This window comes from Caballeronia jiangsuensis (assembly GCF_046030135.1).
Lineage (GTDB): Bacteria > Pseudomonadota > Gammaproteobacteria > Burkholderiales > Burkholderiaceae > Caballeronia > Caballeronia jiangsuensis.
This window is the reverse complement of sequence record NZ_JAQQDB010000015.1, coordinates 1-14,992: the sequence shown is the minus strand read 5'-3', so window position 1 is coordinate 14,992 and position 14,992 is coordinate 1. Positions and strand designations below refer to the sequence as shown.

The window sequence follows — 14,992 nt, the reverse complement described above, 5'->3', positions numbered from 1 at the left end:
GTCAGAGCGGCCGCGCGCAGCCTTTGAACACCTGTTCGCGATGCCAATCGACGAATGGCTTCGCGGGGTGGTGTTCCTTTCGCACGGGCGCGTTCAGTTGTCCGCCGTGATGTCTGAGCAAGATCTCATCGAAGCGCTCGCTTCCGTGCGCCTTTTCCGACACCAGGACGCGACGATCATCGCCCAAAGTGAACGCGCCGATATCGAAGAGCTTGTGATGGAGACAACACAACGCAATGCCATTCTCGACGACATCCGGCCCACTCGCCTGATGCCATTTGATGTGCGCTGCCTCGAGGCCGATCGTCACATTGCCAATGCGCAAATCGAGATCGCATAACGCACATCGATATTGATAGGCTGTGAGGACCTGGCCGCGAAACTCGGGATCGCGGCGCCGGCGCGTAACGGACTTGTCGTCGACGAGCGCGAGCGTTGCCTCGTCGTCGAGCGTAAGACCGACTGCATCGAGAACGTCGCTGTGAATGCTCTCCGGAAAATGCCGGGCGAGCAGCAAACGAGCGATTGCGTCGATCGCTTTCGGGTCGTGCTGCAGAAGTTGCTGTACCTCACGCGAGAAATGTCCCGTTGCGTTCAGCTCTCGCAGTTCCGTCTTTTTCACATCATTTCGTCGCGCGATCGGATCGGGCGTCACGCTTGCGGTGACTTCCCAGATGTCGTCGTTTCTCAATCGAACGAACGGCATCTCGGGGTAGAGCGTGCGACGTTGGGGCGCGAATTCTTTTAGAAGGTCGCACAGTTTGCGCTCGTAGTCACGAAAAGGGACATCTCTGATACCCCGCGAGAATAGTCCGAGCGCGAGCAAGACGAGAAGCGGCTTATGAGGTGCGCGTTCGCCGTTGTTCTGCCAGACTTTCAACTCCGCAAAGCGTTGGAGAATTTCAGGAAGTCTGGCAGCGTTCATGGTTTGAACAAATAATCGGCGACGAAGAAAAACCCGTGTGGCTCTGCGCGCACACGGGTTTGAATGAAGCGGGAGTGCGTCAAACAAACACTCAAACGTCGATATTCCCCGCCCGCAACGCATTGCTCTCGATAAACGCTCTGCGCGGTTCGACATCATCGCCCATGAGCGTCGTAAAGATGCCATCCGCCGCAATCGCGTCTTCGATCTGCACGCGCAACAGACGCCGCACGTTCGGATCCATCGTCGTTTCCCAGAGCTGCTCGGGGTTCATCTCTCCGAGCCCCTTATACCGCTGCTTGCTGACATTGCGTTCCGCATCGGCGATCAGCCACTTCATCGCGGTCTTGAAATCCGTCACGGCCATCGACCGTTCGCCGCGCTTGATCAACGCGCCTTCGCCGATCAAGCCCTTGAAGGTATCCGCCGTCGAGACGAGCTGCTTGTAGTCCGCCGTCAACTGGAGGTCTTCATCGAGCACGGTGACTTTCACGTTGCCATGATGACGCCGCTTGACGTGCAGCGAGCGCAACTCGCGCACCTGATCATAAGCCGCTTCGACGGTCACTTCAGGCTTCAACGGATCGGCGCGCAACCGCGCTTCCAGACGCTTCGCCGAAGCATCGGCCGCCTCCTGCGACGAAAGATCGATGACGATGCCATCCATCACCGATTCGAGCGCGGCTGCGTCGTAAATACGGCTCAAACGATCGACGACCGCCTGCGCGAGCAAATACGCACGCGCCAACTCACCCAGCGCATCGCCTGAAATGGGATCGGCGCCCTCGTTCGGAATGAGTTCGGACCCTTGCAGCGCCAGCTTCAGCATATGCTGATTGAGCTCGTGCGCGTCCTTCATATACCGCTCGTCCTTGCCCGCCTTGATCTTGAAAAGCGGCGGCTGCGCGATATAGATAAACCCGCGCTCGACAATCTCCGGCATCTGCCGATAGAAGAACGTCAGCAGCAGCGTGCGGATGTGCGCGCCGTCGACGTCCGCATCGGTCATGATGATGATGCGGTGATAGCGCAGCTTGTCGAGGTTGTAATCATCCTTGCCGATACCGCAGCCGAGCGCCGTCACCAGCGTAACGATCTGCTCGGACGAAATCAGCTTGTCGAAGCGCGCCTTCTCAACGTTCAGCACCTTCCCGCGCAACGGCAAAATGGCCTGGAACTTGCGATCGCGCCCTTGCTTGGCCGATCCGCCCGCCGAGTCGCCCTCGACGATATAAATCTCGGACTTCGCCGGATCCTTCTCCTGGCAATCCGCGAGCTTGCCCGGCAAGCCGACGCCATCGAGGACGCCCTTTCGACGCGTCATTTCACGCGCCTTGCGCGCCGCATCGCGAGCACGCGCCGCATCGACGATCTTGCCCGTGATGATCTTCGCGTCGCTCGGCGTCTCCTGCAGATAATCTTCGAGCGCCTTCGCCACGACTTCCTCGACCGGCGCGCGCACTTCCGACGACACCAGCTTGTCCTTCGTCTGGGAACTGAACTTGGGCTCCGGCACCTTCACCGACAGCACGCACGACAGACCCTCGCGCATATCATCGCCGGTGGTTTCGACCTTGGCCTTCTTCGCGATCTCGTTATCGACGATGTATTTGTTGATGACACGCGTCATCGCCGCGCGCAGGCCGGTCAGGTGCGTGCCGCCATCGCGCTGCGGAATGTTGTTCGTGAAGCACAGCACGCTTTCGTTGAAGCTGTCGTTCCACTGCATCGCCACTTCGACGGTCACGTTCTCGCGCTCGCCGATCGCATGGAACACGGTCGGATGCAGCACCTGCTTCGCCTTGTTGATGTACTCGACGAAGCCCTTCACGCCGCCCGCGAACGCGAAATCGTCTTCCTTGCCGGTGCGCTGATCCGTCAAGCGGATACGCACGCCGTTGTTGAGGAACGAGAGTTCGCGCATGCGCTTCGCGAGAATGTCGTAGTGAAATTCGACATTGCCGAAGATGGTGGCGTCGGCGAGAAAGTGCACTTCGGTGCCGCGATTTTCCGTATCGCCGACGACGGGCATCGGCGAATACTGCACGCCGTTCTCTTCGACGATCTCGCGGTTCTGCACGACGCCGCGCGCGAATTCCATGAAGTGTTTCTTGCCGTCGCGGCGCACCGTGAGGCGCAGCCATGCCGACAGCGCGTTCACGCACGACACGCCCACGCCATGCAGGCCGCCCGACACCTTGTAGCTGTTCTGGTCGAACTTGCCGCCCGCGTGCAGCTCGGTCATCACGATTTCGGCGGCGCTGCGCTTCGGATCGTGCTTGTCGTCGCGCTTCAGGCCGGTCGGCACGCCGCGGCCGTTGTCGGTCACGGAAATCGAGTTGTCGGCGTGAATGGTGACGTGGATGTCGTCGCAATAGCCGGCGAGCGCTTCGTCGATGGAGTTGTCCAGCACTTCGAAAACGAGGTGATGCAAACCGGTGCCATCCGACGTATCGCCGATGTACATGCCCGGGCGCTTGCGCACCGCCTCCAGACCTTCGAGGATCTGAATGGACGATGCGCCATAGCTATTGTCAGGCTTGTTGTCGGGCTGCGAATTTGTGTTTTCAGTCATGGAATTTTCCGGTTCTGCGTCACTGCCTGGGTTGCTGCTCGAACTTTTCAAATCACCTTAAAAACGCCAAAGGGGCGCGCCGCCCCTTGGAGTGTTCTCGGTATTGCGTGCGTCAGATGCGCATCGGCATCACCACGTACTTGAATTCCTCGTTCTCGGGAATCGTGATGAGCGCGCTGGAATTGGCATCGCCGAGGCTCACCTTGAGCGTGTCGACCTTCAGATTCGCGAGCACATCGAGCAGATACGTGACGTTGAATCCGATATCGACGGTGTCGCCCTGATATGCGATCTCCAGTTCTTCCTGCGCCTCTTCCTGGTCGGCGTTGGTCGACATGATCTTCAGCTGGCCCGGCTCGACGAGGCAACGCACGCCCTTGAATTTGTCCGAAGTCAGGATGGCCGCGCGCTGCAGCGAACGCTGCAATTCTTCACGGCCGATTTCGAACGTGTTCTTGTGCGACTTCGGAATCACGCGTTGGAAGTCGGGGAACTTGCCCTCGACGAGCTTCGACACGAGTTCCACCTGGCCGAAGCTGAACTTCACCTGCGTTGCGGCGATGTCGATGTTCAGGGAATCGTCGATGTCTTCGAGCAGACGCTGAAGCTCGAGAATCGTCTTGCGCGGGATGATCACTTCCTGGCGCGGGAACGAGCCTTCGATCTTCATCGACGAAAACGCGAGACGATGGCCGTCAGTCGCGACCGCCATCAGTTCGTCGCCATCCACCACGAGCAGCATGCCGTTCAGGTAGTAGCGAATGTCCTGCTGGGCCATCGCGAAATAGACCATGCCGAGCAACTGGCGGAATGTCTTCTGCGGAACCGAAAGGCTCGCGCCGAAGTCAGTAGCCTGGTTGACGGTGGGAAATTCGTCGGCGGCGAGCGTCTGCAGCGCGAAGCGGCTTTTGCCGGAACGCACGGTGAGGCGCTTGTCGGAGAGGTCCAGCACCACTTCGCCCGAGGGCATCGCGCGCAGAATGTCGAGCAGTTTGCGCGCGGCGACCGTGGTGGCAACCTGGTCGCTGCCGACGCCGAAATCGGCGCGGGTTGTGATCTGGAGTTCGAGGTCGGTCGAGAGGAACGACACATCGGCGCCGTTCTTGGTAATCAGCAAATTCGCGAGGATCGGCAACGTATGGCGGCGTTCTACGATGCCGCTCACGGTTTGCAGCGGCCTTAGAAGATTATCTCGTTCGGTCTTGACCAGTTGCATAGAGTTCCTTCGTTGATGTGACGGCCTGTCCGCCGGTTTCGCCACCAGATTTGCCCAGCGGACAACCTCGTAACACGCGTTGCCGGCCCCCCGCCGGTCACTCGCGAAAACTGCGCTCGAAAGCCGCCCAGGCCACGGACGGCTAAACCTATATTGTGCCTCAAAACGGAACCGCCCCCTAAAATTGGGGGCGATTTCACCAAAAAACAGGCTGTCGAACGCAATAAATGACGCGTGCGTTCGTGGCAAAGCGTTTGTTGGCCCGTCAGCCCTTCAGCGTCTGTTCGAGCACGTGCAGTTCGTGGTTCAACTGCGCATCGGTGCCGCGCTCGGCGCCGATCTTGCGCACCGCGTGCAGCACGGTCGTGTGATCGCGCCCGCCAAACAGTTCGCCGATCTCGGGCAGGCTTTTCTGCGTCAGCTCCTTCGCCAGATACATCGCGATCTGGCGCGGGCGCGCAATGTTGGCCGGCCGCTTTTTCGAGTACATATCGGCGACCTTGATGTTGTAGAAATCGGCCACGGTCTTCTGGATATTCTCCACCGAGATCTGCCGGTTCTGCACCGTCAACAGGTCTTTGAGCGCTTCCTTGGTCAGCTCGATCGTGATGTCGCGGCCATGGAACTTCGAGTACGCCAGGATCTTGCGCAGCGCGCCTTCGAGTTCACGCACGTTCGAACGCAGATGCTTCGCGACGAAGAACGCGACGTCTTCCGAGAGGCTCACGCCTTCGGACTGCGCCTTCCTCATCAGAATCGCGACGCGCATTTCCAGCTCGGGCGGCTCGATCGCGACCGTCAAGCCGGAGTCGAAACGCGAGATCAGGCGATCGTCGATGCCGGAGATTTCCTTCGGATAGGTATCGCTCGTGATGATGACCTGCGCCTTGTTGGCGACGAGCGCCTCGAACGCGTAGAAGAACTCTTCCTGTGTGCGCGACTTGCCTGAGAAGAATTGAATATCGTCGATGAGCAGCAGATCGAGCGAGTGGTAGTAGCGCTTGAAGTCGTCGAACGCCTTGCGCTGGTACGCCTTCACGACATCCGATACATATTGTTCCGCGTGGATGTAGCGAATTCGCGCGCCTGCCTTGTCCATCAGCAGCTGATTGCCGATGGCGTGAATCAGGTGCGTCTTGCCGAGACCCACGCCGCCATACAGGAAGAGCGGGTTGTACGAGATGCCCGGATTGTCGGCGACCTGAATGGCGGCCGCGCGCGCGAGTTGGTTCGCCTTACCGGTGACGAAGTTGTCGAACGTGAGCACCGGATTCAGTTTGGAACGCTCGTAGGCGGAATCGGTTTCACCACCCGCCGACGGAGCGCCGCCAGGGCGCCACGTGCGTCGGCCAGCGGCGGCTTCGTTGGCGTCGAGGCTCGGGAGATCGAGATCGGCCTGGTCTTCCTGCATGGCTTGCGCCTGTTGTGCCGCTTCCGCTGCGAGCGCGTTGATGTGCGCGGTGGCGTTCGCGTGCGCGACGACGGAAGGCGCCTGCGGCACGGCCGCCGACGGCGCCGGAGCGCGCGGCGCTGCGGGCGCGCTCGCGGTCGGGCGCGGCGCTGCGCTCAGACCACCGCCGATCGCGTTGCGCGCGGTCGCTTTGGGATCGAGCACGAATTGAACATCGATAGGCGCGCTGAAGAAATCACGCGCAACATCGGCGATACGGCCCGAAAACTGGCTTTTCACCCAGTCGAGCTTGAAGCGGTTGGGAGCGGCGATGCGCAGGGTGTTCGCGTCGGCATCGAAGTCGACCGGGGTCAGCGGCTTGATCCACGTGACGTACTGCTGCGGCGTGAGTTCACGCGCAAGCAGTGCGGAACAGTGTTCCCAGAAATCGTTCATCGAGTGCGGTCGTTATGGTTGCTCCGCACCTGCGGGCCGTGCTTGCCGAACGTTCGGACAAGTCCCGGCACAGCCAAGCAGGCATGCTCCGGAGGCTTACGCCGCAAGGGTTTGCGGGCGGATGGCGGGCCGAAGCAGCGGGCGGATATTTGGGAGTAAGGCGAGATTCTAACGCCAAAAGAGGGTGACGCGCGAGTTATCCACAGGGTCAAATCAGCACGTCCAGCAGGCCGGAAATCTGCCGGAATACGCGCTCGCTTGCGCTAACCTATTGACGGTCAATAGGAAAACGGTTTAAATAGCGGGTTCCGCGAAAACAGAATTCCTGAACCTCCGGCCATCGCGCTTGCAGTGACCACACTGGAGCCAAGCCCGCGCGGTCAATCAACTCAAGTGAGAGCACCATGAAACGTACTTACCAACCTTCCGTGACGCGCCGCAAGCGCACCCATGGCTTCCGTGTTCGCATGAAGACCGCTGGCGGCCGCAAGGTCATCAACGCTCGCCGCGCGAAGGGCCGCAAGCGCCTGGCCATCTAAGTCTGCCGAGTGCACGCTCGCGTTTGGATCTTGCACTCGACGGCGAGCCGCTTACGCGCCGCACAGAAGTCTTGAGACAGGACATCGTTCAGTTGCCGGCGCAGGCCACGTTCCCCAAGGCCGCAAGGCTGCTGAAAACGGATGAGTTCTCATCCGTTTTTCGTTTGCGCCCCTGGCGGCGTTCGCCGCACTTCGTTCTGTACGGCAAGCCGTCCGGGCAGGAAGCGCGGCTCGGGCTGGTGATCGGCAAAAAGCAGGCGCCGCGCGCCGTCACGCGCAATCTGATCAAACGGCTTGCGCGCGACATTTTCCGGCTGCGGCGCGCGCAGTTGAACGGGTTCGATATCCTCGTACGGCTGCACGCGAAGATCGACCGCAAGGCGATGCCGAGCGCGAGCTCTCCGCCGCTTCGGGCGCTCGTCGGCAGCGAGCTGGAAACATTGTTCGACCGTGCCGTGCGCGAAGCCGCGCGCCGCAGGGCCGAAACCGTGGCGGTGCCGCCCGAGGCGCCCGCCGTCGACGAATCACCCGGCCCGTCAGGGTCATGAAGCGCGGTTGCGCCAGACGTTTGCCTTTCACGGCGTGTCTGGCGTGCGGCGCGAAGACTATGCAAACGGCACTCATCGCGTTGTTGCGCTTCTACAAGGTTGCTGTGAGCCCGCTGCTCGGCAACCGGTGCCGTTTTTATCCTTCCTGTTCCGACTACGCGCGCGAAGCAATCCAGTATCATGGCGCCGCGCATGGCACGTATCTCGCCGTAAAGCGGCTGTGCCGCTGCCATCCCCTTTCGGCGGGCGGCGTCGATCTCGTGCCGCCTCCCCGCGGGCACGTCGGCTCTGACGACGCGTCCGAATCGCGCCCGGACTCGGGGCAAGACAAGCTTTCAACACTAAACGGCGCTCAAGCGCTTTCCGATCGACACTGAGACAACGCATGGATATCAAACGCACCGTCCTATGGGTCATCTTCTTCGTGTCAGTTGTCCTGCTGTTCGACAACTGGCAACGGGACCATGGGCGCCCGTCGATGTTCTTCCCGAGCGCGACGCAACCGGCCAAGACCGCCAGCAACCCGGCACCGGGCTCGGCCGCATCCGGCGCGCAGCCGTCCGAGCTGCCTAACGCGCCCGCAGGCACGGCCGCACCCGGCACGACGACGCCCCCCGCCACGGCGCAAGCCCAGGTAGTGAAGTTCACGACGGACGTGTACTCCGGTGAAATCGACACGCGCGGCGGCACGCTCTCGAAGCTCGCGCTGATGAAGGAAGGTGACGGCAAGCAGCCGGACCTCTACATCACGCTCTTCGATCACACCGCGAACCACACGTACCTCGCGCGCACGGGCCTGCTCGGCGGCGACTTCCCGAACCACAACGACATCTTCACGCCGGTGCCCGGCCAGACGTCGCTGACGGGCGACCAGAAAACGCTGAAGATCGCGTTCGAATCGCCGGTGAAGGGTGGCGTGAAGGTCATCAAGACCTACACGTTCACGCGTGGCAGCTACGTGATCAACGTCGACACGAAGATCGAGAACGTCGGCACCGCGCCGGTTTCGCCGAAGCTCTACATGGAGCTCGTGCGCGACAACACGCCGGTCGAGACCCCGCGTTTCTCGCATACGTTCATCGGGCCGGCGGTCTACACGGATCAGAAGCACTTCCAGAAGATCGACTTCTCCGACATCGACAAGAACAAGGCAACGTTCGAGCCTTCGTCGGATAACGGCTGGGTCGCGATGGTCCAGCACTACTTCGCGTCCGCGTGGATTCCGCAGCAAGGCGTGAAGCGCGATATCTACGTGCAGAAGATCGATCCGGACCTGTATCGCGTCGGCATGACGCTGCCCGCGCAGACGATCGCGCCGGGCCAGTCCGCGAACGTCGACGCGCGTCTTTTCGCCGGTCCGGAAGAAGAGCGCATGCTCGAAGGCATCGCGCCGGGTCTGGAGCTCGTGAAGGACTACGGCATGGTGACGATCATCGCCAAGCCGCTCTTCTGGCTGCTCGAGAAGATTCACAGCTACGTCGGCAACTGGGGCTGGGCGATCGTGCTCCTGACGCTGCTCATCAAGGCCGTGTTCTTCCCGCTGTCGGCGGCGAGCTACAAGTCGATGGCGCGCATGAAGGAAATCACGCCGCGCATGCAGCAGCTTCGCGAGCGCTTCAAGAGCGATCCGCAGAAGATGAACGCGGCGCTGATGGAGCTCTACAAGACCGAGAAGGTGAATCCGTTCGGCGGCTGTCTGCCGGTGGTCGTGCAGATTCCGGTGTTCATCTCGCTGTACTGGGTGCTGCTGTCATCGGTGGAAATGCGCGGCGCGCCGTGGATTCTCTGGATTCACGATCTGTCGCAGCAAGACCCGTACTTCATCCTGCCGGTGCTGATGGCCGTCTCGATGTTCGTGCAGACCAAGCTGAACCCGACGCCGCCGGACCCCGTTCAGGCAAAGATGATGATGTTCATGCCGATCGCGTTCTCGGTCATGTTCTTCTTCTTCCCGGCCGGTCTCGTGCTGTACTACGTGGTGAACAACGTGCTGTCGATCGCGCAGCAGTACTACATCACGCGCATGATGGGCAAGAACAGGAAGAAGCCGGCGTAAGCGGCTGCTTCGCTCCCAGATGTGGAAACGCCCGGCTCGCCGGGCGTTTTGCTTTTGTGGGGCAGGATTTACCGCTTCATCGAACCATAAAACTGATCGATGAGTTCTTCGAGCAAGTATCGATGATGCGGCGACAGCGCCTCGATCTTCGTCGCAAGCTCGAGTGTCTCCTCGGACGCGGGATATCGCTCGTCGCGCGCGAGAGGCTTCGGCGTCACTTGCGGATTGCCGCTTGGCGGCGGCCCGTAATGCAGCCAGTGCTGATCGACCTTGAACCAATCGGCGAGCGTCTCCAGCTTGTCGACGGTTGGAATCGAGCGGCCGGTGAGCCACTTGTGCGCCGTCTGTGGCGAAACCGATTCGCCTTGATAGCGCAGGTTGAAATGCAATGCGAGGTCAGTCGCGCCGCGCATCCTTTCGGGTGCACGGGTCATCGAGAATTTGAGCCGCTCGGAGAAATCGGCCTTTTCTTGTGGTGTGGGCATGGGCTGGATTGTGCGAGGCAATCGCTGCTTACCAGTCAACCAATTGCGCTACATTTGTCGCGGCTTCGCACATTTTTATCTTGAATACGCACTCGATTTGATTGCCGCTTGGCAGCGCATTTCCGACACAATGCGAGTCATCGCGTACCTTGGCGATTCCACCGGTGCGCAGTTTCCGTTTTCGCTTCAGTGTAATTTTTTATCTCAAAAAAGCTAACACCTCTCCATCGCAGCGCGAGCGCGAGGCGGCCCGCTCCGCACCCCGCGATACAATGCCCGCACTCCGAAACCATCCGAATACATCGCCGACATGCTGAGCAACGACACCGATCCGATCGTCGCAATCGCCACCGCGCCCGGGCGTGGCGGAATCGGCGTCGTGCGTCTGTCGTTCGGCCGTGCAGCCGAAGCCGCCGCGCAAAAAGCGATGCACGCGTTGTGCGGTCAGGCGCTGGCGCCGCGTCACGCGAGCTACGTGCCGTTCATCGACGGTAACGGCGAGGCACTCGATCGCGGCATTGCGCTCTATTTCCCTGCGCCGCATTCGTACACGGGCGAGCACGTGCTGGAGCTGCAAGGCCACGGCGGCCCGATCGTGCTGCAACTGGTGCTGCAACGAGCGATCGAAGCCGGTCGCGATTTCGGCCTGCGACTCGCAGAGCCCGGCGAATTCACGCGGCGCGCTTTTCTCAACGACAAGCTCGATCTGGCGCAGGCAGAAGCTGTCGCCGATCTGATCGAAGCCAGCACGGAAGCCGCCGCGCGCTCGGCTGGCCGTTCGCTGGATGGCGCGTTCTCGCGCGAGATTCATGCGCTCGTAGAAGACGTGATCACGCTGCGCATGCTCGTCGAAGCGACGCTGGATTTTCCCGAGGAAGAGATCGACTTCCTGGAAGCGGCCGATGCGCGGGGCAAACTCACGCGGATCCGGACGCGGCTGGACACCGTGCTCGCCGATGCGCGTCAAGGCGCGCTTTTACGCGAAGGCTTGTCGGTCGTGCTCGCGGGGCAGCCGAACGTGGGCAAGTCGTCGCTGCTCAATGCGCTCGCGGGCGCGGAGCTCGCGATTGTCACGCCTATCGCCGGCACCACGCGCGACAAGGTCGCGCAGACGATTCAGGTCGAAGGCATCCCGCTGCACATCATCGATACGGCCGGCCTGCGCGAGACGCAGGACGAGGTGGAGCGAATCGGCATCGAGCGCACGTGGGGGGAAATCGAGCGCGCCGATGTCGTGCTGCATCTGCTGGACGCGCGTGAGGGCACGACGCCGGAGGACCAGGCCATCGCGGCGCGCTTTCCGGCGGGCGTGCCTGTCGTGCGGGTGATGAACAAAACGGATCTCGCAGGCACGCCGCCCTCGGCCCACGACACTGAAGGACACGCGCGAGAGGTCAACCTATCGGCGAAAACCGGCGACGGCATTTCGCTGCTGCGCGATGTGCTGCTGAAAATCGCTGGCTGGCAGGCGGGCGCGGAAAGCGTGTATCTCGCGCGCGAACGTCACTTGATCGCCTTGCGCGAGGCCCGCGATCACCTCGCGCTCGCCGCCGAACATGCCGAACAGCATTCGCAGGTGCTCGACCTGTTCGCGGAAGAGCTGCGGCTCGCGCAGGACGATCTCAACTCGATTACGGGAGAATTCACGTCTGACGACCTGCTCGGCGTGATCTTCAGCCGCTTCTGCATCGGCAAATAAACGCGGACGGGTTACGCGCCCTCGGGTTTGCCGATTTCGCGCAACTCCGCATTGAGCTTCTCGGCCTCCTCCGGCCGCCCGTGAAATGCCGCCGGCGTGTTCTGAAACATCTCGATCCGATACACGCCATCGCAGAGCGACAGCACCATCGTCTGAATCGCGCTCAGACTCGGTTCGAGGTCCGTCGCGCCGCGCGGCCACATTCCCGCGACGCCGCGCAACAGCAACGTCTGCCCGTTCGCCATGCGTCTCACCTCACGCACCTTCGCGACGAAGCGCGGTGTCGGATGCTGGGCGAAGATCGGCCGAAGATGCGTCTCGATGGCGGCACGCCCATCGATCGCGCTGCCGTCAAAGCCGACCAGGCTGCCGCGCTCGGTGAAACGCGCTGCCATCGCGGCGGCGTCCTGCCTGTTCCAGTCGTCGAGCAGGCCGGCGTACACGCGCCGCGCGCTCGCGGTCCAATCGTCGGGCTGGCTCATGTCGCCTTCTTCCACGCCGCTGCGAAAACACCCGCGCCCATCAGCAGCGCGCCGCCCGTGCGGTTCACCGCGCGCTGCACGGAAGGCTTGCGAATCGCCTTGCGCGCGCCCGACGCGAGCAGCGCGTAAGCGAACGCGTTGGCCGCTGCGAGCCCGACGAAGGTCGCTTCGAGAATCGCGATCTGCGAGACGCTCGCCGTGTGCGCATCGACGAATTGCGGCACGAACGCGACAAAGAAAATGATGCTCTTCGGATTCAGCGTCGTGACAGCATAGGCGTGCGCCATGATGCGGCTCGTGCGCAGTTCGCCGGTGGGCTGCACGGCGTCCGTATCAACGACCGGCGCGCTCCACAACTTGATGCCGAGGTAGACGAGATACGCCGCGCCGATCCACTTCACCACCATGAACAGTTCAGCGGATGCCGCCAGCAGCACGCCGAGGCCGAGCATCGACGCGGTCATCGCGGTAAGGTCGCCGAGCGCGACACCGATGGTCGTCGCGAATGCATATTTGCGGCCGTGGCCGAGCGCGTAGGACACGACGAGCAGCACGGTCGGGCCAGGAATCGCGACGAGAATCGCCGATGCGATCGCAAACGGCAGCCATTGAGCAAGGGTCATGCTTGTTCTCCTGAGTTCGATGGGTGGATTTATCCATGAACGCGGAGCGCTTGCAATAGGCCGTTCAGCCAGCTTGACGCCGCGGCGCCTCCGTTCGCGAACTGTTGGATGCACCTCGATATCGCCTAATGCGGTGCACCAAAACGCAAGCGAGGCAAATTGCCGCACTTTCGCGCATATATACGTGACCTTTCGTTCCGCTCAAAGCGGCATTTCGATAATTTTCAATTAATCCGCTGTTTGTCAGATTCGCTTAAAAAGCCTGCGACAGTCTGTCTTGTTGCGGTCGCACACAACATATGCTTGCAAGTTTGCCTTACTCATCTAGCATGAGTCTTGCGGTCTTCCGCTTTTAAATACATAGCTAATTTCGAAACGGCTTCGTTTGGGAGGCTATACATGCAGAAACGCGCCGGCACTCTTTTCGCGATGATGGGTTTGTTTGCAGTCGTTTCCACGGCGCAGGCCCAGGACAGCGTCATTCAGGCTCAGCAGACATTCACTTTCAGGCCTAATTCGTATGGCTGCTTGTCCAAGGACAAGTTCGATTCGGCCGATCAGCACGCGAAAGCCGGCGAGCATCAACAGATGCAGCAGTTTTTCGAAGGCTTCGAATGCATTTCGACTCCAGTCGATTCGCATTTTCGCGTGATTCGCGTGGTGGGCCATGACGTCGAATTCGTCAACGCCGCCAATAGCGACACGCAAGGCATGTGGACCGCGGATCGATTCATCGACCAATAAGCGGTTTTAGCGTCTAATTCAAGTCCGCAATCCGGCGCGATTTTTTGAGTCGCGCCGGCGCTTCGATTTATCGGCGAATTAATCGTCGGGATGAATCGGATGCGGTCCTCTCCCCGCGCTTTCGAGCGCGCGTCTCTCGCTGCCTTCCACATTTCCGCCGATTCGCCGCACAATGTCGGTTTCGCGCGCAATCGACCGCCGCGCCTCGACATTCCTTCTCCGCCGGCCAACGAACCGGCGCATCACGCTGAATGGCTCTCAAATCCACCATCTACAAGGCTGACCTTCAAGTCGCCGACATGGACCGCCACTACTACGGCGATCATTCCCTGACCATTGCACGCCATCCGTCGGAGACCGACGACCGCATGATGGTCCGTGTTGCCGCGTTCGGACTCTTCGCCGACGAGCGACTTGAATTCTGCAAAGGCCTTTCCGATACCGACGAGCCCGATCTGTGGCAGAAAGATCTCACCGGCCAGATTCAGACCTGGATCGAAGTCGGTCAGCCCGACGAGCGACGCATCTCGAAGGCGAGCGGGCGCTCAGATCGCGTGATCGTCATCGCCTATGCCGGCAGGACCGCGGACATCTGGTGGAACGGCGTGAAGGGCAAGGTCGAGCGACTGCAGAACGTGACTGTTTGGTCGCTCGCCGAGGGCGTCGCCGAAGCGCTTGGCAAGCTGGCCGCACGGACGATGCGTTTGCAACTGATGGTGCAGGACGCGGACGTGTCGCTGAGCAGCGAGACCGTCGATGCCGTCGCGATTCGCTGGAACGTGCTCAAGGCTGGGGCGGCTTGATGGCCGGCGTTCAGGCGTCGGGCCGCCCTTTGAGTTCGACCATGTTGCCCTCGGGATCGAACAGATAGAGCGACGGCCCGAAACCTTCGGCTCCGTAGCGCCGCGCCTCTTCCCCGATGCGCGCGCCGTGTTTTTTTAGATGCTCGCGTAACGCATCCGCATCGAATGGCTCGACGCGCACACAAAGGTGATCCATGTTGCGGCCCGCGCCCGGCTGGCCGCTCTCGGGCCGATCGATCTTCGCGCCGACCGCCAGCAAATCGATCAGCGAACGGCCCGCGCGCATCTGCACCAGGCCGAGATCGCGCTGTTCTTTCTCGACCGGACAGCCCAACACCGTGTGATAGAAATTCACCATGTTGTCGAGATCGGCGCAGCGGATCACGACGTGATCGATTTCGCGGATGTTGATTTGCATGTCGCTCTCTCACGGTCGGTGTGAGATTCAGTT

15 protein-coding genes are annotated in these 14,992 nt (G+C 61.2%); 7 read left to right on the top strand and 8 right to left on the bottom strand.

Going from position 1 to position 14,992, the window contains the following annotated elements:
- Window position 1 precedes the first annotated feature (1 nt).
- The 4 genes from PQR08_RS17390 to dnaA all read right to left on the bottom strand — a co-directional run bounded on the left by PQR08_RS17390 (window position 2) and on the right by dnaA (window position 6,562).
- Window positions 2-925 carry a phosphorothioated DNA-binding restriction endonuclease gene (locus PQR08_RS17390; protein ID WP_408162055.1) on the bottom strand — a complete coding sequence of 308 codons (924 nt, stop codon included), beginning with the start codon at window positions 923-925 and terminating at the stop codon, window positions 2-4.
- A gap of 91 nt (window positions 926-1,016) precedes the next feature.
- On the bottom strand, window positions 1,017-3,500 hold the full coding sequence (gene gyrB, locus PQR08_RS17385; RefSeq protein WP_408161886.1) for a DNA topoisomerase (ATP-hydrolyzing) subunit B: 2,484 nt from the start codon (window positions 3,498-3,500) through the stop codon (window positions 1,017-1,019).
- Between the two features lie 112 nt (window positions 3,501-3,612).
- Window positions 3,613-4,716 (bottom strand): DNA polymerase III subunit beta, encoded by a 1,104-nt coding sequence (gene dnaN, locus PQR08_RS17380; protein WP_035508739.1) that lies wholly within the window; start codon window positions 4,714-4,716, stop codon window positions 3,613-3,615.
- A 265-nt stretch (window positions 4,717-4,981) separates the two neighbouring features.
- A complete protein-coding gene (dnaA, locus tag PQR08_RS17375; protein ID WP_238285710.1) occupies window positions 4,982-6,562 on the bottom strand; it encodes a chromosomal replication initiator protein DnaA in 1,581 nt (526 codons plus the stop codon).
- A gap of 404 nt (window positions 6,563-6,966) precedes the next feature.
- On the opposite strand from dnaA, the gene rpmH reads away from it, so the two are divergent.
- From rpmH to yidC, 4 genes are read left to right on the top strand one after another with little or no spacing between them, the layout of a single operon-like run.
- On the top strand, window positions 6,967-7,101 hold the full coding sequence (gene rpmH / locus PQR08_RS17370; RefSeq protein ID WP_004198824.1) for a 50S ribosomal protein L34: 135 nt from the start codon (window positions 6,967-6,969) through the stop codon (window positions 7,099-7,101).
- Between the two features lie 23 nt (window positions 7,102-7,124).
- Window positions 7,125-7,649, top strand: coding sequence for a ribonuclease P protein component (rnpA, locus tag PQR08_RS17365; RefSeq protein WP_187608190.1), 525 nt, complete (start codon window positions 7,125-7,127; stop codon window positions 7,647-7,649).
- A 59-nt stretch (window positions 7,650-7,708) separates the two neighbouring features.
- On the top strand, window positions 7,709-8,026 hold the full coding sequence (gene yidD / locus PQR08_RS17360; protein ID WP_187608189.1) for a membrane protein insertion efficiency factor YidD: 318 nt from the start codon (window positions 7,709-7,711) through the stop codon (window positions 8,024-8,026).
- 8 nt (window positions 8,027-8,034) lie between these two features.
- Window positions 8,035-9,705 (top strand): membrane protein insertase YidC, encoded by a 1,671-nt coding sequence (gene yidC / locus PQR08_RS17355; RefSeq protein WP_187608188.1) that lies wholly within the window; start codon window positions 8,035-8,037, stop codon window positions 9,703-9,705.
- Window positions 9,706-9,773: 68 nt separating this feature from the next.
- On the opposite strand, the gene PQR08_RS17350 is transcribed toward yidC, so the two are convergent.
- On the bottom strand, window positions 9,774-10,190 hold the full coding sequence (locus PQR08_RS17350) for a transcriptional regulator (protein WP_187608187.1): 417 nt from the start codon (window positions 10,188-10,190) through the stop codon (window positions 9,774-9,776).
- 310 nt (window positions 10,191-10,500) lie between these two features.
- Between PQR08_RS17350 and mnmE the strand changes: the two genes are divergently transcribed.
- Complete coding sequence (mnmE, locus tag PQR08_RS17345; RefSeq protein WP_408161879.1) at window positions 10,501-11,889, top strand: tRNA uridine-5-carboxymethylaminomethyl(34) synthesis GTPase MnmE; 1,389 nt, start codon at window positions 10,501-10,503, stop codon at window positions 11,887-11,889.
- Between the two features lie 11 nt (window positions 11,890-11,900).
- On the opposite strand, the gene PQR08_RS17340 is transcribed toward mnmE, so the two are convergent.
- The gene (locus PQR08_RS17340; RefSeq protein ID WP_238209436.1) at window positions 11,901-12,371 is read right to left on the bottom strand and encodes an SgcJ/EcaC family oxidoreductase; all 471 of its coding nucleotides are present in this window, start codon (window positions 12,369-12,371) and stop codon (window positions 11,901-11,903) included.
- Window positions 12,368-12,994, bottom strand: coding sequence for a LysE family translocator (locus tag PQR08_RS17335; protein ID WP_187608184.1), 627 nt, complete (start codon window positions 12,992-12,994; stop codon window positions 12,368-12,370). The genes PQR08_RS17340 and PQR08_RS17335 overlap by 4 nt, the downstream gene beginning before the upstream one ends.
- 399 nt (window positions 12,995-13,393) lie before the next feature.
- On the opposite strand from PQR08_RS17335, the gene sap1 reads away from it, so the two are divergent.
- A complete protein-coding gene (sap1, locus tag PQR08_RS17330; protein ID WP_408161877.1) occupies window positions 13,394-13,738 on the top strand; it encodes a surface attachment protein Sap1 in 345 nt (114 codons plus the stop codon).
- Between the two features lie 251 nt (window positions 13,739-13,989).
- Window positions 13,990-14,541 (top strand): YaeQ family protein, encoded by a 552-nt coding sequence (locus tag PQR08_RS17325; protein ID WP_238209434.1) that lies wholly within the window; start codon window positions 13,990-13,992, stop codon window positions 14,539-14,541.
- A gap of 10 nt (window positions 14,542-14,551) precedes the next feature.
- On the opposite strand, the gene PQR08_RS17320 is transcribed toward PQR08_RS17325, so the two are convergent.
- Complete coding sequence (locus tag PQR08_RS17320) at window positions 14,552-14,959, bottom strand: VOC family protein (RefSeq protein WP_408161875.1); 408 nt, start codon at window positions 14,957-14,959, stop codon at window positions 14,552-14,554.
- Window positions 14,960-14,992: the final 33 nt, after the last annotated feature.

Coding starts and splice junctions, on each gene's coding strand:
- dnaA (WP_238285710.1), bottom strand. CDS start 6,562: ATGAACGATTTCTGGGAACACTGTTCCGCACTGCTTGCGCGTGAACTC.
- dnaN (WP_035508739.1), bottom strand. CDS start 4,716: ATGCAACTGGTCAAGACCGAACGAGATAATCTTCTAAGGCCGCTGCAA.
- PQR08_RS17350 (WP_187608187.1), bottom strand. CDS start 10,190: ATGCCCACACCACAAGAAAAGGCCGATTTCTCCGAGCGGCTCAAATTC.
- yidC (WP_187608188.1), top strand. CDS start 8,035: ATGGATATCAAACGCACCGTCCTATGGGTCATCTTCTTCGTGTCAGTT.
- PQR08_RS17335 (WP_187608184.1), bottom strand. CDS start 12,994: ATGACCCTTGCTCAATGGCTGCCGTTTGCGATCGCATCGGCGATTCTC.
- PQR08_RS17340 (WP_238209436.1), bottom strand. CDS start 12,371: ATGAGCCAGCCCGACGATTGGACCGCGAGCGCGCGGCGCGTGTACGCC.
- yidD (WP_187608189.1), top strand. CDS start 7,709: ATGCAAACGGCACTCATCGCGTTGTTGCGCTTCTACAAGGTTGCTGTG.
- PQR08_RS17320 (WP_408161875.1), bottom strand. CDS start 14,959: ATGCAAATCAACATCCGCGAAATCGATCACGTCGTGATCCGCTGCGCC.
- PQR08_RS17325 (WP_238209434.1), top strand. CDS start 13,990: ATGGCTCTCAAATCCACCATCTACAAGGCTGACCTTCAAGTCGCCGAC.
- mnmE (WP_408161879.1), top strand. CDS start 10,501: ATGCTGAGCAACGACACCGATCCGATCGTCGCAATCGCCACCGCGCCC.
- gyrB (WP_408161886.1), bottom strand. CDS start 3,500: ATGACTGAAAACACAAATTCGCAGCCCGACAACAAGCCTGACAATAGC.
- rpmH (WP_004198824.1), top strand. CDS start 6,967: ATGAAACGTACTTACCAACCTTCCGTGACGCGCCGCAAGCGCACCCAT.
- sap1 (WP_408161877.1), top strand. CDS start 13,394: ATGCAGAAACGCGCCGGCACTCTTTTCGCGATGATGGGTTTGTTTGCA.
- PQR08_RS17390 (WP_408162055.1), bottom strand. CDS start 925: ATGAACGCTGCCAGACTTCCTGAAATTCTCCAACGCTTTGCGGAGTTG.